Below are 23,285 nucleotides of genomic sequence, written 5' to 3'. Positions count from 1 at the left end.
CGAGCAGACACAAACCTGCCCATCTAGGCGTGAAAATAGGCAGGTTTGTGTCTGCTCGCGGGGTCAACTCGCTACTCCAGTACGCCCAGCCGGTCGAGGTGCTCGGTCAGCGGTTTGGACGCGGCACACAAATGCTCGGCCATGGCGTCGCGGGCCGCATCCCCGTCGCGGGCCTTCAGTGCGGCCAGGATCCGGCGGTGGTCGTGCGTGGACTGCTCGGGCCAGCCCTCCACCGTCGGGTACACCGATTCCAGTGCGTACCGGGTGATCTGAGACATCAGCTGGGCCAGCTTCGGCGATTCGGCCGCCCGGTTGACGCCGCGATGGAACGCATGGTTGAGCCGTACCGCTGCCTCATGATCGTCTTGCGCATAGGCGTCTTCCAGCTCCCGCTGGATCCGGGCGAGCTCACCGAGTTGACCGTCGGTGATCTGGCCGGCTGCCCGGGACGCCAGCTGCCCGCCGATATGGGCCTGCACGCCGGCCACGTCGTCGATGTCCCGCCGCGTGACCGGCAGCACCAGGAACCCGCGCCGGGGCTGCTGCGTCAGCAGCCCCTCGGTGCGCAGGCCGAACAACGCCTCGCGCACCGGCGTCACGCTGATCCCCAGTTCAGCTGCGAGTTGTTCGAGCCGGATGTAATTGCCCGCCGGATAGGTGCCGTCGAAGATCCGGCGCCGGATCAGTCGCGCCACATCTTCGGCCAGCTGTGGCCGAGAAGCGAAATCGGGTATGGACACGGTTCAGACCCGATAGTCGGACAGCAGTCGCTTGCTGATGATGTTCTTCTGGATCTCGCTGGTGCCCTCACCGATCAGCAGGAACGGTGCATCGCGCATCAGCCGCTCGATCTCGTACTCCTTGGAATAGCCGTACCCGCCGTGGATCCGGAAGCTCTGCTGGGTGACCTCCGAGCAGAACTCGCTGGCCAGATATTTCGCCATGCCGGCGGCCACGTCGTTGCGCTCGCCGGAGTCCTTGAGCCGGGCGGCGTTGACCATCATCAGATGCGCGGCCTCGACTTTGGTTGCCATCTCGGCCAATTGGAATGCCACGGCCTGATGTTCGGCGATCGGCTTGCCGAACGTCTCCCGCTGCTGCGCGTACCGCACTGCCAGCTCGAAGGCGCGGATTCCCACGCCGCAGGCCCGGGCCGAGACGTTGACGCGACCGACCTCGACCCCGTCCATCATCTGGAAGAAACCCTGCCCGGTGGCTCCGCCGAGCACGTCGTCGGCACTGGCGCGGTAGCCGTCGAAGATCAGCTCGGTGGTGTCGATGCCCTTGTAGCCGAGCTTGTCCAACTTGCCCGGAATGGTCAGCCCGGGAACGACTTCACCGAAGCCGGTGGGCTTTTCGACCAGAAACGCGGTCAGGTTGCGGTGCGGCTTGTCGGCACCCTCATCGGTCCGGACCAGCGCGGCCACCAGGGTTGAACTGCCGCCGTTGGTCAGCCACATCTTCTGGCCGTCGATCGTGTACGTACCGTCGTCGTTCTTCTTGGCCCGAGTGCGGATCGCCGCCACATCCGACCCCAGCTCGGGCTCGGACATCGAGAACGCCCCACGGGTCTCACCAGTCGCCATGCGCGGCAGGAACTTCTGCTTCTGGGCGTCGGTTCCGTGCTGGCGGATCATGTACGCGACGATGAAGTGGGTGTTGATCACCCCGGACACGCTCATCCAGCCGCGGGCCAGCTCCTCGACGCACAGCGCGTAGGTCAGCAGCGACTCGCCGAGCCCGCCGTACTCCTCGGGGATCATGAGCCCGAACAGGCCCATGTCCTTCATCTGGTCGACGATGGCCTGCGGGTAGGTGTCAGAGTGTTCCAGCTCCTGGGCGGTCGGGATGACCTCTTTGTCGACGAATTGCCGTACCGTCGAGACGATTTCGGTCTGGAACTCGGTCAGCCCCAGCGTCTGGGCGAGTCTGGTCACGATGCCACCCTTTCGAACACAGCGGCCAGCCCCTGACCGCCGCCGATGCACATGGTCTCCAACCCGTAGCGGGCCTGACGCCGATCCAGTTCCCGCGCCAGCGTGGCCAGCATCCGCCCGCCGGTCGCCCCGACCGGATGCCCCAGCGAGATGCCGGATCCCCGGACGTTGGTGCGCTCGAAGTCGGCCTCGCCGAACTTCCACTCCTTCATCACGGCCAGCGCCTGGGCGGCGAACGCCTCGTTCAGCTCGATCAGGTCGATGTCGCTGAGTTGCAGGCCGGCGTTGGCCAGCGCCACTTCGGTGGCCGGAACCGGACCGATGCCCATGACGTTGGGGGCGACACCCGCCGAACCCCACGACACCATCCGCACCAGCGGCCGCAGGCCCAGCTCGGCAGCCTTCTCCGGGGTGGTGACGATGCACATGGACGCGGCATCGTTCTGACCGCTGGAGTTGCCCGCGGTCACGGTGGACTCCGGGTCCTGCTTGAGCAGAACAGGTTTCAGCTTGGCCAGCGCCTCGACCGTGGTGTCGGCACGCGGGTGTTCATCGGTGTCGACCGTGGTCTCGCCTTTACGGGAGCGGACCGTCACGGGAATGATCTCCTCGGCCAGAACGCCGGACTCCTGGGCCGCCACAGCACTTCGATGCGAGCGCACCGCAAGTTCGTCCTGCTCGGCGCGGGTGATGCCATATTCGCGGCGCAGGTTCTCGGCGGTTTCCAGCATTCCGCCGGGCACCGGGTAGAACTGCCCACCGGCAGTGGTGCGTCCGCGCGCGAGCCCGTCGTGAATCTGCACACCGCTCCGAGCCCCACCCCAACGCATGTCGGTGGAGTAGAACGCGACGTTGCTCATGCTCTCGGCGCCGCCGGCCACCACCAGATCGTTGTCCCCGCTGCGCACCTGCAGGCACGCCTGGATCACGGCCTGCAGCCCGGAGCCACATCGCCGGTCGACTTGCATACCGGGAACCGTGACCGGCAGGCCGGCGTCGAGCGCCACCACGCGGCCGATGGCCGGGGCCTCGCTGTTGGGATAGCAGTGCCCAAGAATCACATCCTGCACCTGCGCGGGTGCCACCCCGGTGCGCTCCAGCAGACCCTTGAGTGCCACGACACCGAGTTCGACGGCCGTCAGGGACTGAAACATGCCGCCGTAGCGGCCGATCGGGGTGCGGACCGGTTCACAGATGACCGCGTCGCGGGTCATACGTGCCGACCGCCGGTCACCTCGAGCACCGTGCCGGTCATGTACGACGACAGGTCGCTGGCCAGAAACAGCGCGACCTTGGCCACCTCGTCGGGTTCACCGGCGCGACCCATCGGGATCTCCGCCAGCTTCTGGTCCCAGATCCGTTGCGGCATGGCCTCGGTCATCGCCGAGCGGATCAGCCCCGGCTGGATGGCGTTGACCCGCACGCCGAGGTGGGCGAGTTCTTTGGCCGATGCCTTGGTCATGCCGACGATGCCGGCCTTGGCCGCCGAGTAGTTGGTCTGACCGACCAGTCCGACCTTGCCCGAGATCGAGGACATGTTCACGATCGCGCCACGCTTGTTCTCCCGCATGATCGCCGCGGCCGACTTGGTGCCGTTCCACGTGCCCTTCAGGTGCACCGCGATGACCTGGTCGAACTGCTCCTCGGTCATCTTGCGCAACGTGGCGTCGCGGGTGATGCCGGCGTTGTTGACCATGATGTCCAGCCCGCCGAACCGCTCGACAGCGGCCTGCACGAGGGCCTCGACCTCAGCAGACGAGGTCACATCACAACGCACCGCGGTCGCCACCTCAGGCCCGCCGAGTTCCTGGGCGGCCGCTTCCGTTGCCTCCAGGTTGACGTCGCCGAGAACGACCCGGGCGCCCTCGTCGATGAAACGTCTCGCGATGGCCAGGCCCAGACCCTGGGCACCGCCTGTCACCACTGCAGTCTGACCGGTCAGCAACGACACCTGATCACCTAACTTTCGATCCCGGGGGCTCTGTCTGAGCCAGATCATATTTCATATACGATATTGGCGAGCAGTCACCCCACGGGTCATGCCCAGGGTCATCCCCACGGATCTCGCGCGAAGAAATGGAGTTCCTCTGTGACCACCACCGCGGCCACCGCCGAAGTCAGCGACGAGGACTTCCAGGAGATCCTGGCGCAGACCCGCAGCTTCATCCGCACCGCTGTGGTGCCCCGCGAGAACGAGATCCTGGCCACCGATCAGGTGCCCGACGATCTGCGGGAACAGGCCAAGGCCATGGGGCTGTTCGGGTACGCGATACCTCAGCAGTGGGGTGGGCTCGGGCTCAACCTGGCCCAAGACGTCGAACTCGCAATGGAATTCGGCTATACGTCGCTGGCATTGCGGTCGATGTTCGGCACCAACAACGGCATCGCCGGGCAGGTGCTCGTGGGGTTCGGCACCGATGAGCAGAAGTCCCGGTGGCTGGAGGGCATCGCCTCCGGCGACGTCGTCGCCTCGTTCGCACTGACCGAGCCCGGTGCCGGATCCAATCCGGCGGGCCTGCGCACCAAGGCTGTTCGTGACGGGGACGACTGGGTGATCAACGGCCAGAAGCGGTTCATCACCAACGCGCCCACCGCGAACCTGTTCGTCGTGTTCGCGCGCACCCGTCCCGCCGACGAGAATGGAGCCGGTATCGCTGTCTTTCTCGTGCCGGCCGACGCTGCCGGCGTCGAAGTCGGTGCCAAGGACGCCAAGATGGGCCAGGAGGGCGCCTGGACCGCCGACGTCAACTTCACCGATGTGCGGGTGCCGAACAGCGCACTTGTCGGCGGTAGCGAAGATGTCGGCTACCGCGCCGCGATGACCTCCCTGGCGCGGGGCCGGGTCCACATCGCGGCACTCGCGGTGGGATCCGCCCAACGCGCGCTCGACGAGTCAGTCGCCTACGCCGCCGCGGCCACCCAGGGCGGCCAACCGATCGGCAGCTTCCAGTTGGTGCAGGCGATGATCGCCGACCAGCAGACCGGAGTGATGGCCGGCCGGGCTCTGGTGCGCGACGCCGCAGCCAAGTGGGTGTCCGGCGAGGATCGCCGCATCGCCCCCTCGGCGGCCAAGCTGTTCTGCACCGAAATGGCAGGCAACGTAGCCGATCTCGCGGTCCAGATCCACGGTGGCACCGGCTACATGCGCGAAGTCCCGGTCGAGCGCATCTACCGGGAGGTCCGACTGTTGCGCCTCTACGAAGGCACCAGCGAGATCCAGCGACTCATCATCGGCGGCGGGCTGGTCAAGGCCGCCCAGCGCCAGCACTGAACCACCCACCCATCAACAGACTCACCAAGGAGAATCCATGACCGAGCGGCTCGCCGGAAAGGTCGCCTTCATCACCGGAGCTGCCCGCGGGCAGGGACGCGCGCACGCGGTCCGGATGGCCAAAGAGGGCGCCGACATCATCGCGGTCGACATCGCCGGGCCGCTGCCGCCGAGTGTGCCCTACGACTCCGCCACCCCCGAGGATCTGACCGAGACCGTGCGCCTGGTGGAGGCCACCGGCAAGCGCATCATCGCCACCGCCGCCGACACCCGTGACCACGACGCGCTGCGGGAAATCGTCGGCAAGGGTGTCGCCGAGTTCGGCCGGCTCGACGTCATCGTGGCCAATGCGGGCATCACGGTGCCCGAGCCGTGGAACGAGACCACCCCCGAGTCGTTCCGCGACGTCATGGACATCAACGTCACCGGAACCTGGAACACCGTGATGGCCGGTGCCCAGCACATCATCGACGGCGGCCGCGGCGGGTCGATCATCCTGATCAGCTCGGCCGCCGGCATCAAGATGCAGCCGTTCATGGTGCACTACACCGCCAGCAAGCACGCCGTCGCCGGTATGGCCCGGGCGTTCGCGGCCGAACTGGGCAAGCACAAGATCCGGGTGAACAGCCTGCATCCGGGTGCGGTCAACACCCCGATGGGAACCGGCGACATGCTGGCCGCCCTCAACCGGGCCAATGACACCAACCCCGGCCTGATGCAGATGGTGACGCCGTTCCTGCCGGATTACATCGCCGAACCCGAGGACATCGCCGATGCCGCGATCTGGCTGGCGAGCGACGAGTCGCGGTATGTCACCGCCAGCCGGGTGGCCGTCGATCTGGGCTCCACCCAGTTCTAGGCCGGCATGTCCAGCCCGATATCCACGGACTTCGCCGACAGTCTGGCCACCGGGCTGGACACCTACCGTGACCAACCGTTCATCGAGTTCGCCCGAAAATGGTACTCGGGCAACGAGATCACGCAGTTCATCGAGCAGGTGTCGGTCGTGCTGCGGGACGCGGGCGTTGGGCCCGACGAGCCGGTCGGCATCGTCGTGCGCAACCGGGTGGCCCACGCCGCGGCGATCCTCGGGTTCATCGCGTCGCGCCGCCCGGTGGTGATGATCTACTCGTACCAATCGGCCACCGCGATCGCCCGCGATGCCGAAAGCCTGCGTCTGCCGGCGATCCTCGCCGATATCGACGACTGGACACCGGAACTCAACGGCGCGGTGCGCGCGGCCGGATCGGCCGGTGTCTCGTTGTCCGGTGAGCCGCTCGGGGTCGGCACGATCGCGGCGCGGCAGCCCGGCAGCCGACACGACCCAACCCTGGAACAGTCGGGCCTGCACATCCTCACGAGCGGCACCACCGGCCCACCCAAGCGAATCCCGGTCGCCACCAAGGTGCTTGCCCACACCGTGCTGAGCATGACGATCGGTGCGGGCACCGAAGTGGTCGGCCCCGACGCTCCACCCGCGCTCGTCTACTGGCCGTTCGGCAGCATCGGCGTGTGCCAGCTGCTGGCCGCACCGTGCTCGGGCAAGCGCATGGTGCTGCTGGAGAAGTTCAGCGTCACCGAGTGGGTCCAGGCGATCAAGACCTACCGGATCACCCGGGCGGGCGTGCAGCCCGCGATCCTCCGGATGCTGCTGCAGGCCGACGTTCCTCCCGAGGATCTGGCGTCGCTGCAGGGACTCTCGGGCGGCTCCGGACCGTTGGAGCCGGAACTGCGGACGGAGTTCGAGAGTCGCTACGGCATACCATTGTTATGGGCTTACGGGGCAACAGAATTCGCCGGATCGGTGTGCAGCTGGACACCAGAGTTGTACCGCCGGTATGGCGCGGACAAGCCGGACAGCGTCGGCCGGCCGCTGCCCGGTGTGCGCGTCCGCATCGTCGATCCAGACACTGCGGCCGAGGTTTCGGCGGGCAGCATCGGGCTGCTCGAAGCCAGCGTCGCAGTCATCGGACCGGACTGGGTGCGCACCACCGATCTGGCCTCGGTGGACGAGGACGGGTTCGTCACCCTGCACGGGCGAGGCGACGGCGCGATCAACCGCGGTGGCTTCAAGATTCTCCCGGAAACGGTTCGGCGGGTCCTGATCTCGCATCCCAGCGTGCTCGATGCCTGCGTCGTGGGTGTTCCGGATGCTCGCCTCGGCGCGGTTCCGTTCGCCGCGGTCGAGCTACGCCGCGATGCTGTCGCTCCCACCGAAGCCGAACTGAAAGACCTGGTGCGCGAGGCGCTTCCGAGCCATCACGTGCCGGTGGCCGTGGCGGTCGTCGACGCGCTCCCCCGCAATGCCGCCCTCAAGGTGCGGCCGGGAGACGTTGCGGCGCTGTACGGCCCATAACTCTTTCGACAGAATAGGTCAGACCGAACCCAAGGTCCGGGCCAGGAACTTCACCTGATCCTCGGCGGCGGTGTCGAACCAGTCATGGCCCGGCCACACGTCGAAGTGATCGCACGGGTAGTGATGGACCTGAGCCCTGGCCTGTACGGCCGTCTTCATCACCGAGTTGGCCGGCACGAACCGGTCGAAGTCGGCGATCTGAATCAACACAGGGCATTTCAGTGCCTTGGCCGCGGCGCCGGTGCGGATCTGCACCAGTTCCATCCCGATGGCCGAATCGACTTCGTTGCGCCACGTCGGCCCGGCGATGGCACGGTAGCTGTCGTATGCACCGTCGAGGGCCAGCGCGCCGGCCTCCCCTGGTTGGGCCGCCAGCGGCATCAACGTCGGTGCCCGGCCGGCCGCAACGGCCATGCGGCTCTTCACCCCCGCCAGGGTCCAGCGCAGCGCCGATGCGACATCGCCATGCGCCACGGCCGCACGACTGGCGGCCAGCCCACTCGTCAGCGGCGTCATGCCGATCACCGCGGCCACGTCGGCGCACTGTGCAGCCACGCGCAGGACGTGACTACCCGAGAACGACGATCCCCACAGCACCACCCGGCTGCGATCCACCCCCGGCAATTGTTGAGCGGCGGCGATGGCTGCTGCGTAATCCGCCATCTGGCGCTCGACCGAAACGCTCTGCCGCGGTTGCCCGTCGGAGGCTCCGAAGCCGCGGTAGTCGAAGGCCACCACGTCCAACCCGGCTGCGCTGAACCGCTCCGCGAACGGCTGCAGGCCGGAGTCCTTGGTGCCGCCGAACCCGTGCGCCATCACCACCACCGGTCGTCCCGCCGCCCCGGTGTACCCGTCACCGGCCGCGGCGAAATGCCAGGCGCTACACCGGTCACCGGCCGAGAAGAACGTGAGCTCGGTGTAGGTCATGCCGTCACTCCGGCGGTCAGACCGGCGCGGTCGGCTGCTCGCTTGGCCCCGGCGGGCAGTTCGCGCGTGCGGATATCGTGCTCGTAATAGAAGTAGTCCACCTGCTGGGTGTGCCGGGGCCGGTCAGTGCAATGTCCACCGTGCAGTTGCTGATCGGCATCGATCACCCGCTCCATCTCCGGCACCGGCGGCAGGGCGTAGCGTCCGACCGCGTAGGCCGCCAACAACCGGGACTGGCATTCCACGAACGGGAACAGCGTCGGAATCGCCTGCGCGAAACCCATGAACACCAGATCGTCCATGCCCGGCTTGAACATCCGCTTGTAGAGCCGGATGTGATTGTCGGGTGCACTGATCACATCCCGGTCGAAGAACGGGAAGGTGATGTTGTAGCCCGTCGCATAGACGATCACATCGAAGTCGCCGCTCGTCCCGTCCTCGAAATGCACGGTGGCGCCGTCCAGGCGGGACACGTTCGGCTTGGGGATGACATCGCCGGACCCCAGCCGCAACGGCAACTCCACCGACTGCGTCGGATGCGCTTCGAAGAGCTTGTGATTCGGCGCAGGCAGGCCGTACATCGTCGGATCGGTACCCAGCATCGGCCCGATCAGCTGGACCATCTTGCGCTGCCACGACAACGGCAGATATGGATTGGTGCGGAAGTACTTGTCACCTGGTTGTCCTGCAATGTATTTCGGGACGATCCAGGCGCTCGAGCGGGTGGACAGCGTCACCTCGTTCTGCAACGACTTGGATGACAACTCCACGGTGATGTCGGCGGCACTGTTCCCGATGCCCACCACCAGAATCCGCTTGCCGGTCAGCTCAAGCGGTTCCTTCGGGTCGATGTAGTGGTGCGAATGGATCTCGTCACCGGTGAACGTCCCGGGAAACTCCGGCAGTCGCGGGTCCCAGTGATGACCGTTGGCAACGACCAGCAGGTCGAACTCGCGGCGGGCGCCGGCCTGATCCTCGATCTCCCAACCACCCCCGTCGATCCGGGCCGCGTGCACCACTCCGTTGGTGAACTCGATGTTCTCCGACAACCCGAACGCATTCGCGTAGGCATCCAGATACGACTTGATGTCGGAGTGGTGCGGGAACGACGGGAAGTGCTCGGGAACCGGAAAGTCCTTGAACGACAACCGGTGCTTGCTGGTATCGATGTGCAGGGATCGGTACGCGCTGCTGTGCCCGTTCGGATTGCCGAAGGCCCAGTTCCCACCGATTCGGTCCGACGTCTCGAACGTCGTGTACGGCACCCGGTAGTCCTTGAGCATCTTCCCGGCGGTGAGCCCGCTGATGCCCGCGCCGATGATCGCGGTCCGCGGCAGTGAACGCTGCAACACAGTGCTCCTTCACGTTGTGATGCAGAACACTAACAGCGGGCTTTGACGGACGTCAATGAATTCTGACAAGTGTCAGAAACGCCGCGAGCAGTCCCCCGAACGGGAGACTGCTCGTCGGAAATTCCGCCGGAAACCGGCCTGGGATCAGGCGATGAAGCGGACGATCGACTCGGCGACCGCAGCCGGCTTGTCCGAGCCTTCGATCTCGACAGTCACGGTCATGGTCGCCTGCACCGCACCGTCGAGCTGGGCGACATCGGCGATCGTCGCACTCGCCCGCACCTTGGAGCCGACCCGAACCGGGGTGATGAACCGAACCTTGTTGTAGCCGTAGTTGATCGCCATCGCGATGTTGTCGACGCGATAGAGCTGATGCGTGAAGTGCGGCAACAGCGACAGGGTCAGCAGGCCGTGTGCGATGGTCCCGCCGAAGGGTCCGCCCGCCGCCTTGTCCGGGTCGACGTGGATCCACTGATGGTCATCGGTGGCGTCGGCGAACAGGTTCACCCGGTCCTGGGTGATCTCCATCCATTCGGTCGGGCCCAACTCGCTGCCCTTGGCCGCCACGAACTCGTCAAGACCGTCGAAGACTTTCACGCTCACTCCTCTCGAACCGTGGTCAGAGGACCACCGTCTGATTTCCGAACCGGACTACGCGGTCCTCACAGTGCCACAGCACCGCGCGCGACAACACCAGCCGCTCCACGTCCGCACCCAGCCGCGCCAGGTCACCGACCGAATGGCGGTGGTCCACACGGACCACGTCCTGTTCGATGATCGGCCCCTCATCGAGATCTCCGGTCACGTAATGCGCTGTCGCACCGACCAACTTGACCCCGCGTTCCTTTGCCCTGCGGTACGGCGCCGCACCGATGAACGCCGGCAGGAAGGAGTGATGGATGTTGATCAGCGGGCAGCCCACGGCATCGAGGAACTCGGGAGTGAGGATCTGCATGTACCGGGCCAGCACCACGAGATCGACGTTGCCGCGCAACAACTCCAGCAGGCGCTGTTCGGCTTCGACCCGGTTCCCAGGGGTCGCGGGAACGTAGAGGAACGGCACACCGAACGCACGCACCCGATCGGCAAGGTCGGGATGGTTCGAGATGACCATGACCACGGACATGTCGAGTTCACCGCGCCGGTTGCGCCACAACAGATCCAGTAGGCAGTGATCCTCGCGGGAGGCCATCAGCGCCACCCGTTTGGGTTTGGCGGCCTCGGTCAGACGGAAGTCCATCTCGAACGGTTCGGCCACCTGCCGCCGGAAGTCGCGCTCAAGTTCGTCGCGCGCCGCGGCCAACCCCGGTAGGTGGAAGATCGTCCGCTGAATGAAGGTGCCGCCGGTCTGCTCGGTGGAGTGCTGATCCAGCGACACGATGTTGGCGCCGGCGCCGGTGAGGAAGCCGCTGATCGCAGCGACCAAGCCGGGCCGGTCTGCACAACGCAGCAGCAGCCTGCCGACATCGCGAGCCGGCAGGGCGGTTGCTTTCGGATACTCCTCGGTCATCACCAACAGAATGTCACCTGGGCTGCGAGGCCCGGACACTACCCACCAATGCATCACCGGCCCGAAAGGGCCGAGCCGACGCGAAGTCGATCGCCATTCACCGTGGCGCGCTATCCCCGAAGCGCTGGCTGAGGGCCGTCACAGCAAAAGCTCGCCGCCGCACCCGGACACCACCCATTCGACATCGCCGTCAATTCAGAATTTTTGCCACCGCCATCTTCAATCGACGTATACGGGATAAATAGCGCGATCCGAATTTGCCAGAATTGCATGTACCCGTCAGTAAATCGGAGACGTCCGGACAGAATTCACCGCCCTCCTGGACAAGATTTCTCAGCTCGCTGGAATTCCCCTACGAGGCGGCGCAATACTCATCACACGTATTCGCACAACCGTGCTACACGCCAAAATCAGCCGTCCCAGTCGAAAGGCACGGCTGACCGACGAAATGGATTCCAGATGACCGCTCCCCAACTCGATGCCGCAGGCCGCCGCTGCGTGACATTGGACGAAAGCCCAAGCTGGTGGGACCCCGAAAGCGAGTGCACGATCGTCGTGGCCCGGCCGGCCGCGGAACGTGAGCTGTGGAACGAATACGTCTACGGCGCCCAGTCCAACTACCGCAAACACGGAGTGGAATGCGCGCTGGATCCGAAAACCCTAAGGACAGGCGAGGATACGGCGCTGTTCTGCGTCGGGATCAACAGTGCCGGCGACGTCGTCGGCGGCCTGCGGGCCAAGGGCCCGCACCAGCACGTCGAGGACAGCCATGCAATCGTCGAATGGAGCGGACAGCCCGCACTCGATTCGGTACGCAAGATGATCGCCGACCGCCTGCCGTTCGGAGTGGTCGAGATGAAGACCGCCTGGGTATGCGACGACCCGGAACAGAGCCGCGCACTCACCGATACGCTGGCGCGTATGCCGCTGCACGCCATGACACTGTTGGACATTCAATTTGCCATGGCAACAGCCGCGGCCTATGTGCTCAAACGCTGGTTGTCATCGGGCGGGGTGCTCGCGGCAAGAATTCCGGCGACGCCCTATCCGGACGAGCGATACCAGACGAAGATGATGTGGTGGGATAGCAGAACATTCGCCAACCACGCGGACCCGGGGCAGCTGTCGCGCTACTTCGCCGAGGCTCAGAGGATCGGCCCGCACACGGCCGCAGCCGGCTTCAACGCCCACACTCAGACCGCGGTGGGACGATGACCGACAAAAACACCCACGCAAGCATCGGGAATTCCGAATTGGGCGAACTCAACCACCCCGATCAGCATCGTGCGATGTTCATCGACGACGAATTCACCCTCGACCAGCTGCGTCGGGACCCGCGCATCACCGTCATCGATGAGTGTCACGAGCAGCGGTCCGCACTGCGCACGCTTGTTCCTGCGGTCGGCCAGGAAGTGCACGACGAGCCGACCCGGTGGGCTTACTACCCATGGCGTCGCAGCCTGGTGCATATTCTGGGGCCGGCCGCGTTCAATCGGTTGCGCCTGGACCGCAACCGCAACCTCGTCACCGCCGGCGAACAGCGACGATTGTCGGGCCTGAGGATCGGTGTCATCGGTCTCAGCGTCGGACACGCCATCGCCTACAACCTGGCCACCGAGGGGCTGTGCGGCGAGATTCGCCTCACCGACTTCGACGCACTCGAGTTGGCGAACCTCAACCGGGTCCCCGGCACCGTGTTCGATCTCGGGTTGAACAAGGCGGTGGTGGCCGCACGCCGAATCGCCGAGATCGACCCCTACATCAAGGTTCGGATCGACCGCAACGGTGCGGTGCCCGAGTCCATCGACCAGTTCCTGGAGGGGCTCGACGTCATCGTCGAGGAATGCGACTCACTGGATGCCAAAGTGCTTGTCCGCGAGGCTGCCCGGGCCCGACGACTGCCTGTGCTGATGACCACGGGTGATCGCGGGCTACTCGATGTCGAACGGTTCGACCTCGAACCCACGCGGCCGATCCTGCACGGCCTGCTCGGCGACATCGCCGCGCGCGACCTGGCCGGGCTCAGCAGCAAGGACAAAGTGCCCCACGTGCTGCGCATTCTCGACGCGGCTCAGCTCTCACCCCGGATGGCGGCCTCGCTGGTCGAAGTCGGCAAGACGTTGAGCACCTGGCCCCAACTCGCCTCCGAGGTCGTGCTCGGGGCGACGGTCGTGGCCAATGCCGTGCGGCGTATCGGCCTGGGTGAGCCGATGCCGTCGGGGCGGGTCCGCGTCGATATCGCCGACGTGCTCGACCGTATCGACGATCCGCTGGTAGCCGGGTCCGCCCCCATGCCCCCGCCCATCCCCGAGGACACCCAAGCCGAACCGGTCGGGATGGCAGACATCCTGACCGACGCGGCGACGCGCGCGCCCTCGGGCGGCAATGTCCAACCGTGGCACATCGACGCGAGTGACGACCAGATCAGCCTCCGGTTGGCGACGAAATACACCACGGCCATGGACGTCGGGTACCGCGGCAGCGCAGTGGCGCTGGGGGCGGCCGCGTTCAACGCAAGGGTGGCCGCGGCCGCACACGGTCTGACCGGGCATGTGCAGTGGTCCCGCGGCGACGAGGGCACGCCCCTGTACGGGATCGCAGAATTCTCCGCTGGCAACGCACCGGAGTTGGCTGAGCTCTACGAACCGATGCTGGCCAGAGAGACCAACCGACTCCGGGGCACGGCGACTCCGATCGCCGCCGACGTGCTCGACGGTCTGCGGGCCGCCGCCGCCAACGAGGGTGCCGAACTGACGATCCTCGACGACCGGGCCGAGATCGAAAACGCCGCGCGCCTACTCGCCGAAGCGGACCGGATCCGCTATCTGACCCCGAACCTGCACCGGGAGATGATGTCGGAGCTGCGCTGGCCCGGTGATCCAGACCCCGATACCGGTATCGAGGTGACGACGCTCGGGTTGGACCCGGCCGACATGGTGGTGCTCGACATCCTGCGCCGGCCCGAGGTGATGTCGAAGTTGTCCGACTGGGACGCCGGCTCGGCTCTCGGCGACGACACCTACGAACGGGTCACCTCGAGCTCGGCGCTGGCTGTCGTCTCGGTTCGGGGCCGCCGGCTGACCGACTACGCGCAGGCCGGATCGGCCGTCGAAGCAGTCTGGGTGGGCGCCCAACGCCACGGGCTGGCGGTTCAACCGGTGTCGCCGGTGTTCCTCTACGCCCACGATGACCGGGACCGCAGTGCACTATCTCCTGGTCACGCCGACGCGCTACGCGACCTGCAGTACGCTTTTCGCAGGTTGACCAGCACCGAGCGCGACGAATCACAGGCGCTGGTGTTGAGGTTGTCCTACGCGCCGCGGCCGACCGTACGCAGCCGGCGCCGAGCCCGGACGGGTTCGACATCGCAGTACGGCTGAGTCACGTGCCGAGGTATACGCGGAGGTATCTGGTGCCAGGCAGCCTCGAACTGCTCGTCACATCGGTTGCCACACAACTGATGGCGGTCGACGCTGCGACCTCGGTCACGGTGAGCCAGCAGGTGCTGGCAGAGCTGGTCTCGTTCTTCGACGTGGACGTCAGCTTCCTGCGTCACAACGATCACGAGGCGCATGCGACGCGGTTGGTGGCCGAGTGGCCGGCGCGCCCGCCGGACGCCCTGACCGACCCGATCGCGGTGATCCACTTCGCCGATGCCGATCCGGTGTTCGCGATGGCCGAGCACCTCAAGGAACCGGCGGTGTTCCGTCCGGAGCCGGCCACCGACGACTACCAGCGCACGATCGAGGCGGGACGGCACATCCCCAGCACCTCGATGGCATGTGTGCCGTTGTTGTCCGGGGACATCACCACCGGCGTCCTGGGGTTCGTCAAATTCGGTGATCGCGAGTGGCTACCCGCGGAGCTCAACGCGCTCAAGGCGATTGCCTCGCTGTTCGCCCAGGTGCAGGCCCGCATCGAGGCCGAGGACCGGTTGCGTTATCTGGCCGATCATGACCACCTCACCGGACTGCACAATCGCAGGGCGCTCATGGCCCATCTGCAGGCCCGGCTGGCTCCGGGACAACCCGGCCCGGTTGTGGTGATGTTCTTCGACCTGGACCGGCTCAAGGCGATCAACGACTATCTGGGTCATACCGCCGGTGACGCCTTCATCAGCATCCTGGCCGAGCGGTTGCAACGCGGTGACGACTCCCCCAAGCTCATCGCACGACTCGGCGGTGACGAGTTCGTCGTGGTCCCCGCCGCCTCGATGACGATCGAGGCCGCCACGGCACTGGCCTACCGACTCCAGTCGGTGCTGCGCGAGCGGGTGACCATCGATGGCGAGATGCTCACCCGTACCGTCAGCATCGGTCTGGCCCAAGGTATTCCGGGCCGCGACTCCACCTCCGATCTGCTCAACCGGGCCGACCACGCGGTGCTGACCGCGAAGAACTCCGGAGGCAACCGGGTCGCGGTGTTCTCCGATGAGATGGCGATGGAGATCGACTTCCGCAACGACATCGAGCTGCACCTGCAGAGCGTGATCGAGAGCGGCGCGCTGGTGTTGCACTACCTACCCGAGATCGACATGCGGACCGGCGAGGTCCTGGCCGCCGAGGCTCTGGTGCGATGGCAGCACCCGACCCGAGGCCTGCTGTCCCCCGACTCGTTCATCGGCGTGGCCGAATCGATCAACCTGGCGGGAGAGTTGGGCCGCTGGGTACTGAGAACCGCGTGCGCCGAGTTCGCCCGGTGGCGGTCCAACGGCGTCGGCCGCAACATCGTGCTGCGGATCAACGTGTCGCCGGTGCAGTTGGTGACCGACGGATTCGTCGCGTCGGTGGCCGGCATCATGAACGAATTCCGCCTGCCCCGCGGATCGGTATGCCTGGAGATCACCGAGAGCATCGTCGTGCAGGACATCGAAACCACCCGCTCGACGCTGACCGGACTCCACAAGGTGGGCGTGCAGGTGGCCATTGACGACTTCGGCACCGGTTACAGCGCGCTGTCCCTGTTGAAATCGCTCCCGGTGGACACCCTCAAGATCGACCGCAGCTTTGTCGCCGGGCTCGGATCAGACCCGGGTGACCTGCCGATCGTGCGCGCGGTGATCGCTCTGGCCGGCGCCTTCGGCCTACAGCTGGTGGCCGAAGGGGTGGAGACCGAACGGGCCGCGCTGACCCTGTTGCGGCACGGCTGCTACCGCGCACAGGGCTTCTTGCTGTCCAAGCCGATCCTCGGCCACGAGATGGCCGCGTTACTGGCCAAAGGGCGGGTACCGGTGCACTTCTCAGCCGCGCCGCGCACGTGATCGGTACGACTCACGCGGTGAGTCGTGCACTCCTCCCGACCGGCAGTAGTCCGATCGTCCGGTGTCAGGCTCGAAGTCCAGCAACTCGACCCGACCGAATCTGCTGGCGCTGTAGCCGACCAGTCCTACCTGCAGGGGCTTTCCCGGCTCGATGAGCTGCCCGGCCACCGAGGCGCCGCCTGCAGCGCGTGGTTCCGTCGAGAGTGCCACGCCATGGCGCGCCCGCAGGGCCAGCGGCCCGTCGGCGGTGTCGAATACCGCCCCGACAACCTCGCCCTCCTCGAACACGACGCGCAGCAGCGTGCCGCCGTCCAGGGTCTGGATCTGCCGGTCGTGCACCTGCGCCGACAGCCAGTCAGCGAGCACCGACGCGGCGCCGGACTCGCTCTCGGCGTCCACCGTCCCGAGCACCTTGACCTGGATCTCCTCGCCGGCGCGGGTCTTCATCGAGGTCGTCCCCCGATCCGCCAACCGGGTGTAGAGCACCCCATAGGGAGACGTCAGGCACCGCTGCGCCCATTCCTGCAGCCGAGCACCGTAGAACGGCGCGATCCGGCCGCGTCCGGAAACCGGGGTCCAGTCGCTGACCGGCCGGACGCTGGGGGCGGTGTCGTATTCGGCATCCTCGACAGGCGGCAGATCCGCCGCCAACTCGTCGAGGTAGTCACGGGTCTCGGGATCCTCGATGCCCACGCCCAACCATGGGGCCTCGGGGCTGGGCGTCACGGGTTGGGGGCTGCCGGCTACGCCTGGCCGCACGATTTGCACGTCGAGCCCGGCATCCGCTGCCGCGACCGCCGCCGCCAACGCCCCGACGCCCGAGCCGTAGCAAACGACGTCGACTTCGTCATCCCACATCGGCTAGCGACACTCCGAACGTACCGCGCGGTGCCACATCAAGATCGAATCGTCTTGGTAGACACCGGGAGATGGGGTCGCCATGGCCCGCACCGGGATTCGAGGGGGATTGCCGGTGCAGGCCATGGCAACGCTTCCAGGATAGCCCTTGGCTACTGTCGACCGCCAAAAGGGGGCGCTCATCACAGCGCCCGCGGCCGTGGCGTGCGCCACCGCCGGGCGGGCAACCCGTGACGAACCAAGAGTTATCACGCTAAGCACGATACATACCTTTAGAATGTAATGCACGTACGGCGAAGACTTTGAGTCTGCTGGTGGTGATGGCGAAATCAGACAGCGCCACCGGCCGCTCAGAGTCAGGAAGGCCCCGAGGTGACTGAGCAGCTCGACCGGCGAGCAGAGCTGACCCGCCTCCAGATCCTGCAGGCGGCAGCGCGGCAGTTCGCCCACACGCCCTACAGCCTGGTCAGCCTCGACGACATCCTGGCCGACGCCAATGTCACGAAGGGCGCGCTGTACTTCCACTTCCGGTCCAAGCACGCGCTGGCAGTCTCGATCGTCGAGCACCGGTCCGCACGGGGCAACAAGTCCGTCGAAGACGTCCTGGCCCGCAATCTGTCCGGAGCTGAGACGTTGATCGACCTCTCTTGCCTGGTCGCCGCGGAAGACATCGGTGATCCGATGGCCCGGGCAGCCCTGAACCTGGTCGAATCCATCGGCCGGACGGACGGCCTGGGGCCGCGGGTGATCGACGAATGGGTACAGGGTTTCGCCGGGATCGCCAAACGCGCCATCGGTGAGGGTGATTTCACCGCAGACAGCGACCCGGAAGCGGTCGCCCGGTTGTTGGTGTCGATCTACCTGGGTGTGCGCCAGACGAGTGACCTCGACGATCCCCCGCGGTTCCTCACCGACCTCGAGCACAGCTGGCGGCTGGCGCTACCCGGGTTCGTCGAGCCGGAGCGGCTCGCCTACCTCAGGCAGTTCATCCGGCGTCGCACCGCGGTGGGCGCCAAGAAGGTCGTGGCCCTGCGCCCCCACGCACCGGACGGCGCCTCCAACCCAGCCGTCGGGCCGGCCTGACATGGCACGCCAGGCTCGATCGGAGCTGACCCGGCAGAAGATCATCACCGCCGCGGTCGACCTGTTCAGCGAGCACGGCTATCCGGCGACCGGGCTCGGCGACATCATCGCGCGGGCCGAGATGACCAAGGGCGCGCTCTACTACCACTTCGACTCGAAGGAATCACTGGCCGAGGCGATCATCAGCGACGGCGGCACCGCGATGCTGGCCGCGTTCCGCGTCATCGCCGAATCCTCATCACCGGCGTTGGAGAACACCATCCACGGATTGTTCGTGGTGGCCGATTTCGCCCGCTCGGACAAGGTGGCGCAGATCGGGATGCAACTGCTGCGAACGTTCAGCGGCATCAATGCCGCCGCCACCGACGTGTACATGAGCTGGCTCGATGAGCTCAGGAAGCAGTTGATCCAGGCGGCCGACGAAGGCGACCTACGGGAAAGCCTGGACATCGCGGGCGCCGCCGAGGTGATCCTGGGGTCCATGCTGGGCGCCGAGGCTCTCTCGCGCGCGAACGCAACCGACACCGACTTGCGCGAACGGGTGGTCCACACCTGGGATCTTCTGCTCCCCGCGATCGTCAGCCGGGAATCGCTGGACTACTTCCACGAGTTCCTGGCCCGCGAATCGCTGCGCCGGACGCAGGCTGCCGGCTGACGTCCTACAGCTCGTCGGCCCACAACCGCTCGGTGAGGTCCTGGAACGTCGCGAGCGCCACCGGGTCGTCGCCGCGCAGCAGCGCCGACTTGCTCATCCGCGCCCGCACGATCGAACCGTCACGGTGGACGAGGTCGACCAGCAGGCCGGCGTGGGCCCGCATCACCGAGACCGCCGACTCGTCGGCCGGCAGCGAGTGGAACACCTCAGCAAACTGCATGCTCTTGACCGCATCGGTGTCGCGGCCGACCATCTCGCCGAAAGCAGTGTTGGCGAACAGGATCGTTCCGTCTTCGGCGATTGCCAACACCGGCACCGGGAACCGCTCCAGCACCACGAGCGCGGGAATGTTCTGCAGCAGTGCCATCGGAGATTCGGGGTCCTGACCGCTCTGGCGACGCTCCACGCGTCGATTATCGCCCGCGGCCCCCTGCAGGTGCCACCACCGCCCAGCAACGTGCGGCGATGACGCATCCCTGCCGGGCCGAGCCGCGGGGCCGGGGTGGCCTGCGCCACTTGACTAACTAGGTTTACTCTGTGGAGCGACACCAGCAGACAGGGGCAGGCATGGACCTGAAGTGGTCGACGAGCGACCAGGAATTCCGCGACGAGGTTCGCGACTTTCTCGCCGAGAATCTGACTCCCGAACTCCGGCAGGCCGGTCAGCTGATGACCAGCGTGTATGCCGATCACGACGCCAGCATGGCCTGGCAGAAGGTCCTCCACGAGCGTGGCTGGGCGGCCCCGGCCTGGCCGGTGGAACACGGCGGCTGCGACTGGAGCCTCACCCAGCACTACATCTTCAGCCGCGAATCGACGCTGGCCGGCGCCCCGTCGCTGTCACCCATGGGCATCCGCATGGTGGCCCACGCCATCATCAGATTCGGCACACAGGCGCAGAAGGACTACTTCCTTCCCGGGATCCTCACCGGCGAGGTGTTCTTCTGCCAGGGCTACTCCGAACCCGAGGCCGGCTCGGACCTGGCCGCGCTGTCGATGGCAGCGGTGTCCGATGGGGACGACCTGGTGTGCACCGGCAGCAAGATCTGGACCACCCACGCCCAGGAAGCCAATTGGATGTTCGCGCTGGTGCGGACCACGCGTGGGCCCAAGAAGCAGCAGGGCATCACGTTCGTGCTGATCGACATGACCTCCCCCGGCATCGAAATCCGCCCGCTGGTCATGACTTCCGGCGAAGAGGTTCAGAATCAGGTCTTCTTCGACGAAGTCCGGGTACCGAAGTCCAACGTGATCGGCACGATCGACGACGGCTGGACGGTGGCCAAATATCTGCTGGAATTCGAGCGCGGCGGCGGCGCCAACGCGCCGGCCCTGCAGGTACTCGGCGAAGAGATTGCCACGGCGGCAACCGAACAGCCCGGACCGGCCGGCGGCCGGCTGATCGATGACCCGGCCTTCAGCCGCAGGCTCGCCGACGCCCGGATCCGCACCGATGTGCTGGAAATCCTGGAGTACCAGGTACTGGCCGCGGTTGCCGAGGGCGGCCATCCGGGCACGGCGTCGTCGATGCTGAAGATCCTGAGCACCGAACTCAGCCAGACCCTGACCGAACTGTCCATGGAGGCCGCGGGTCCGCTCGCCCGCGCCTACCAACCGCACGCCACGTTCCCGGGCGGCCCGGTGGCCGAATACGAACCGCCCGCCGACGGCTATCACAGCGGAGCGCCCTGGCAGGCGGTCGCCCCGCTGCGCTACTTCAACGACCGGGCCGGTTCGATCTACGCCGGTAGCAACGAAATTCAGCGAAACATCCTCGCCAAGGCAGAACTGGGGCTCTAGATGGACTTCAACCTGACCAACGAACAGGAACTGCTGCGCGACGGGCTGACCAAGTTCCTGGCCAGTCGCTACGACCTGGCATCGAGCCGTGCCGCGGCCAAGACCGGTCCCGGCTGGCAGCCCGAGATCTGGCGCGGCTTCGCCGACGAACTGGGAATCCTGGGCGCCACCCTGCCCGAGGAGGCCGGTGGCATCGGTGGTGGCCCGGTCGAAACCATGGTCATCGCTGAGGCTTTGGGCCGCGCCCTGGCGATCGAGCCGTTCGTGGACACCGTGGTGGTTGCCGGTGGCCTGCTGCACCGGTCCGGTGACGCGGCCGCCGCAGCCCTGCTGGAGAACATCGTGGCGGGTTCGGCGATCGTCGCACTTGCGGCCACCGAGCCGACCTCCGGGGACAACTGGCGCGACGTGTCCACCAGCGCGCGCCGTGATGGCGACGAGTGGGTGCTCGACGGCGCCAAGGTGATGGTCGTCGACGCACCGCTGGCCACCCATCTGCTGGTGACCGCGCGTACCTCGGGGGAACGCGCCGATACCGACGGGATCTCCCTGTTCCTGGCCGACATCGCCTCGTTGACATCGGGATTCACCGCGCACCCGTATCGCACGGTGGACGACCGCAGGGCGTCGGACCTGACGTTCTCCGATGTGCGGTTGCCTGCCGGGGCGTTGTTGGGGACCGAGGGTCAGGCCTGGCCGTCGCTGGACCTGGCCCGGGACGAGGGAGCGGCGGCGGTGTGCGCCGAGGCGGTGGGCGGAATGCGCAAGGTACTGGCCGATACGGTCGAGTACTGCAAACAACGCCAGCAGTTCGGCCTGCCCATCGGTAGCTTCCAGGCGCTGCAGCACCGGATGGTGGATATGCACATGGAAGTCGAACAGGCTTCGGCTGCGGTCTATCTCGCCGTACTGAACCTCGACGCCGCGCCCGCGCAACGGGCCAAGGCGGTATCGGCGGCCAAGGCCACCATCGGACGGGCGGCTCGCTTCGTCGGGCAGAACTCCGTGCAGTTACACGGCGGCATGGGCATGACCGAGGAACTGGCGATCGGTCACTACTTCAAACGGCTCACCGCAGTGCAGTACGAGTTCGGCTCAACCGATTACCACGTCACCCGCTACGCGGAGCTGACGCGGGCCTGAGGGACTGCACCAAGGGACCCGCCCGAACCGAAACTGAAGCCAGGGACAGAATCAGCGCCGATTTTGTCCCTGGCTTCAGTTTCGGTATTCCAGACGGGTTCATCTGGTGTTGATGAGGCGGGCGACTCCGCGCATCACCACCCGGGTGGCCTGGTGCCGCACCTGATCCAGCGGTGACGGCGCCCGGGCCGCCGGGGCGGTGCCGAGCCGTGGGAACAGCGCCAGCGCGTTATCGCGGTTGATCGCCCGACGGGCAGCGGCATCCAGTCCGTCGTAGGTGTCCAGGCCCCCGGCGAACAGTTGACTCGCGGGCAGTGTGGCGAACGGCCAATCGGAACCGAAGGTGATGTGGCCGGGTTTGGCGAACGCGAGCAAGGTGGGCAGCGCGGCGGCGCTCGACGACAGCGCGGTGTCGAAGTAGAAACTCGCGAAGTCGTCGAGGGTGTCGGCTGGACTGCGGCCGGTATCCGCCATGATGGCCACCGCCATGCGGTGCGAGGCGTACGGGACGAACCCGCCGGCGTGGCTGAGGATGAATTTGATGTTCGGGTACTTGCGCCGTATCCCGTTACGCACCAACAGGTAAGCCGCACGAGTGGTGTCGAGCAGAAAGTCTGCGGCGAACGGAACCACGCCTGGCACCGTCGGCCCGGGCAACTCGGCCGGGTGGATGAACACCACCGCGGACCGGGCGTCGAGCGCAGCCCACAACTCGTCCTGTCCCCCTTGCCCGAGATATGTCCCGCCGTTGTTGGCCAGCAGGACGACTCCGTCGGCACCGAGGGTGTCGAGCGCGCGGATGGCCTCTGTTGTCGCGGCTTCGACGTGCGGCATCGGAAGCGTGGCGAAGAAACCGAACCGATCCGACTGCGAGGCGAACACCTCGGCTCCGTAATCGTTGAGATCGATGGCCAGAGCCGTAGCGTCGGACGCATTCGGCAGAAAGGTGGTTCCCGGCGTCGACACCGACAGAATCGCGGTGGCGATATCGAGTTCTGCCATGGTCTGCAATGAGCCCTCCGGGCTCCAGTCCGGCATTGCCCGTCCACCGGCTTCGTCGATCCCCGCTTTCTGCAACGCCTTTCCGTAGGCGGGCGGAATCATGTGGTGATGGGTATCGATTCGGTTCATGA

General features: G+C 66.4%; 21 protein-coding genes. 10 read left to right on the top strand and 11 right to left on the bottom strand.

Features of this window, described 5'->3' with window-relative positions:
• Positions 1 to 71: 71 nt before the first annotated feature.
• From ACWEFV_RS30210 to fabG, 4 genes are read right to left on the bottom strand one after another with little or no spacing between them, the layout of a single operon-like run.
• Positions 72 to 740 (bottom strand): GntR family transcriptional regulator, encoded by a 669-nt coding sequence (locus tag ACWEFV_RS30210; RefSeq protein ID WP_090434129.1) that lies wholly within the window; start codon positions 738 to 740, stop codon positions 72 to 74.
• A 3-nt stretch (positions 741 to 743) separates the two neighbouring features.
• The gene (locus ACWEFV_RS30205; protein WP_135456661.1) at positions 744 to 1,937 is read right to left on the bottom strand and encodes an acyl-CoA dehydrogenase family protein; all 1,194 of its coding nucleotides are present in this window, start codon (positions 1,935 to 1,937) and stop codon (positions 744 to 746) included.
• Positions 1,934 to 3,151 carry an acetyl-CoA C-acetyltransferase gene (locus ACWEFV_RS30200; protein ID WP_450072886.1) on the bottom strand — a complete coding sequence of 406 codons (1,218 nt, stop codon included), beginning with the start codon at positions 3,149 to 3,151 and terminating at the stop codon, positions 1,934 to 1,936. Before ACWEFV_RS30200 ends, ACWEFV_RS30205 begins: the two co-directional genes overlap by 4 nt.
• Complete coding sequence (gene fabG, locus ACWEFV_RS30195) at positions 3,148 to 3,936, bottom strand: 3-oxoacyl-ACP reductase FabG (protein WP_167857920.1); 789 nt, start codon at positions 3,934 to 3,936, stop codon at positions 3,148 to 3,150. Before fabG ends, ACWEFV_RS30200 begins: the two co-directional genes overlap by 4 nt.
• Before the next feature lie 90 nt (positions 3,937 to 4,026).
• Between fabG and ACWEFV_RS30190 the strand changes: the two genes are divergently transcribed.
• The 3 genes from ACWEFV_RS30190 to ACWEFV_RS30180 are packed head-to-tail and all read left to right on the top strand — an operon-like array spanning position 4,027 to position 7,564.
• Positions 4,027 to 5,208 carry an acyl-CoA dehydrogenase family protein gene (locus tag ACWEFV_RS30190; protein WP_450072885.1) on the top strand — a complete coding sequence of 394 codons (1,182 nt, stop codon included), beginning with the start codon at positions 4,027 to 4,029 and terminating at the stop codon, positions 5,206 to 5,208.
• Positions 5,209 to 5,245: 37 nt separating this feature from the next.
• Positions 5,246 to 6,067: a mycofactocin-coupled SDR family oxidoreductase gene (locus ACWEFV_RS30185; RefSeq protein ID WP_044517170.1), complete on the top strand. Its 822-nt coding sequence runs from the start codon at positions 5,246 to 5,248 to the stop codon at positions 6,065 to 6,067.
• A gap of 6 nt (positions 6,068 to 6,073) precedes the next feature.
• Positions 6,074 to 7,564, top strand: coding sequence for a class I adenylate-forming enzyme family protein (locus ACWEFV_RS30180; RefSeq protein WP_450072884.1), 1,491 nt, complete (start codon positions 6,074 to 6,076; stop codon positions 7,562 to 7,564).
• A gap of 18 nt (positions 7,565 to 7,582) precedes the next feature.
• Here the strand turns inward: ACWEFV_RS30180 and ACWEFV_RS30175 are convergent, their stop codons facing one another.
• The 4 genes from ACWEFV_RS30175 to purU form a co-directional block, all read right to left on the bottom strand.
• Positions 7,583 to 8,491 (bottom strand): alpha/beta hydrolase, encoded by a 909-nt coding sequence (locus ACWEFV_RS30175; RefSeq protein ID WP_450072883.1) that lies wholly within the window; start codon positions 8,489 to 8,491, stop codon positions 7,583 to 7,585.
• Positions 8,488 to 9,840 (bottom strand): flavin-containing monooxygenase, encoded by a 1,353-nt coding sequence (locus tag ACWEFV_RS30170; RefSeq protein WP_135460177.1) that lies wholly within the window; start codon positions 9,838 to 9,840, stop codon positions 8,488 to 8,490. The genes ACWEFV_RS30175 and ACWEFV_RS30170 overlap by 4 nt, the downstream gene beginning before the upstream one ends.
• Positions 9,841 to 9,987: 147 nt before the next feature.
• A complete protein-coding gene (locus tag ACWEFV_RS30165) occupies positions 9,988 to 10,440 on the bottom strand; it encodes a MaoC family dehydratase (RefSeq protein ID WP_450072882.1) in 453 nt (150 codons plus the stop codon).
• A 22-nt stretch (positions 10,441 to 10,462) separates the two neighbouring features.
• Positions 10,463 to 11,353 (bottom strand): formyltetrahydrofolate deformylase, encoded by an 891-nt coding sequence (gene purU, locus ACWEFV_RS30160; protein ID WP_450072881.1) that lies wholly within the window; start codon positions 11,351 to 11,353, stop codon positions 10,463 to 10,465.
• A 459-nt stretch (positions 11,354 to 11,812) separates the two neighbouring features.
• On the opposite strand from purU, the gene ACWEFV_RS30155 reads away from it, so the two are divergent.
• The 3 genes from ACWEFV_RS30155 (at position 11,813) to ACWEFV_RS30145 (ending at position 16,613) form a co-directional block, all read left to right on the top strand.
• Positions 11,813 to 12,568: a hypothetical protein gene (locus ACWEFV_RS30155; RefSeq protein ID WP_450072880.1), complete on the top strand. Its 756-nt coding sequence runs from the start codon at positions 11,813 to 11,815 to the stop codon at positions 12,566 to 12,568.
• 74 nt (positions 12,569 to 12,642) lie between these two features.
• Positions 12,643 to 14,733: an Rv1355c family protein gene (locus ACWEFV_RS30150; RefSeq protein WP_450072913.1), complete on the top strand. Its 2,091-nt coding sequence runs from the start codon at positions 12,643 to 12,645 to the stop codon at positions 14,731 to 14,733.
• Positions 14,734 to 14,813: 80 nt separating this feature from the next.
• Positions 14,814 to 16,613: a putative bifunctional diguanylate cyclase/phosphodiesterase gene (locus ACWEFV_RS30145; protein ID WP_450072912.1), complete on the top strand. Its 1,800-nt coding sequence runs from the start codon at positions 14,814 to 14,816 to the stop codon at positions 16,611 to 16,613.
• On the opposite strand, the gene ACWEFV_RS30140 is transcribed toward ACWEFV_RS30145, so the two are convergent.
• Positions 16,593 to 17,471: an FAD-binding protein gene (locus ACWEFV_RS30140; RefSeq protein ID WP_450072879.1), complete on the bottom strand. Its 879-nt coding sequence runs from the start codon at positions 17,469 to 17,471 to the stop codon at positions 16,593 to 16,595. The genes ACWEFV_RS30145 and ACWEFV_RS30140 overlap by 21 nt on opposite strands.
• A gap of 372 nt (positions 17,472 to 17,843) precedes the next feature.
• Between ACWEFV_RS30140 and ACWEFV_RS30135 the strand changes: the two genes are divergently transcribed.
• The gene (locus ACWEFV_RS30135) at positions 17,844 to 18,554 is read left to right on the top strand and encodes a TetR/AcrR family transcriptional regulator (RefSeq protein ID WP_135453452.1); all 711 of its coding nucleotides are present in this window, start codon (positions 17,844 to 17,846) and stop codon (positions 18,552 to 18,554) included.
• Position 18,555: 1 nt separating this feature from the next.
• Positions 18,556 to 19,209: a ScbR family autoregulator-binding transcription factor gene (locus ACWEFV_RS30130; RefSeq protein WP_135453451.1), complete on the top strand. Its 654-nt coding sequence runs from the start codon at positions 18,556 to 18,558 to the stop codon at positions 19,207 to 19,209.
• Between the two features lie 4 nt (positions 19,210 to 19,213).
• On the opposite strand, the gene ACWEFV_RS30125 is transcribed toward ACWEFV_RS30130, so the two are convergent.
• Positions 19,214 to 19,615, bottom strand: a complete 402-nt coding sequence (locus ACWEFV_RS30125; protein WP_450072878.1) for a PAS domain S-box protein — start codon at positions 19,613 to 19,615, stop codon at positions 19,214 to 19,216.
• A gap of 161 nt (positions 19,616 to 19,776) precedes the next feature.
• Here ACWEFV_RS30125 and ACWEFV_RS30120 point away from each other — a divergent pair, with 161 nt between their 5' ends.
• Positions 19,777 to 21,009: an acyl-CoA dehydrogenase family protein gene (locus ACWEFV_RS30120; protein WP_450072877.1), complete on the top strand. Its 1,233-nt coding sequence runs from the start codon at positions 19,777 to 19,779 to the stop codon at positions 21,007 to 21,009.
• Positions 21,010 to 22,152 (top strand): acyl-CoA dehydrogenase family protein, encoded by a 1,143-nt coding sequence (locus ACWEFV_RS30115; protein ID WP_450072876.1) that lies wholly within the window; start codon positions 21,010 to 21,012, stop codon positions 22,150 to 22,152.
• 99 nt (positions 22,153 to 22,251) lie between these two features.
• Here the strand turns inward: ACWEFV_RS30115 and ACWEFV_RS30110 are convergent, their stop codons facing one another.
• On the bottom strand, positions 22,252 to 23,283 hold the full coding sequence (locus tag ACWEFV_RS30110; protein WP_450072875.1) for an amidohydrolase family protein: 1,032 nt from the start codon (positions 23,281 to 23,283) through the stop codon (positions 22,252 to 22,254).
• Positions 23,284 to 23,285 lie beyond the last annotated feature (2 nt).

It is taken from the genome of Mycobacterium sp. NPDC004974 (assembly GCF_053600815.1).
Note: the sequence above shows the minus strand (reverse complement) of the source record. Positions and strands in the feature narration are given on the sequence as shown.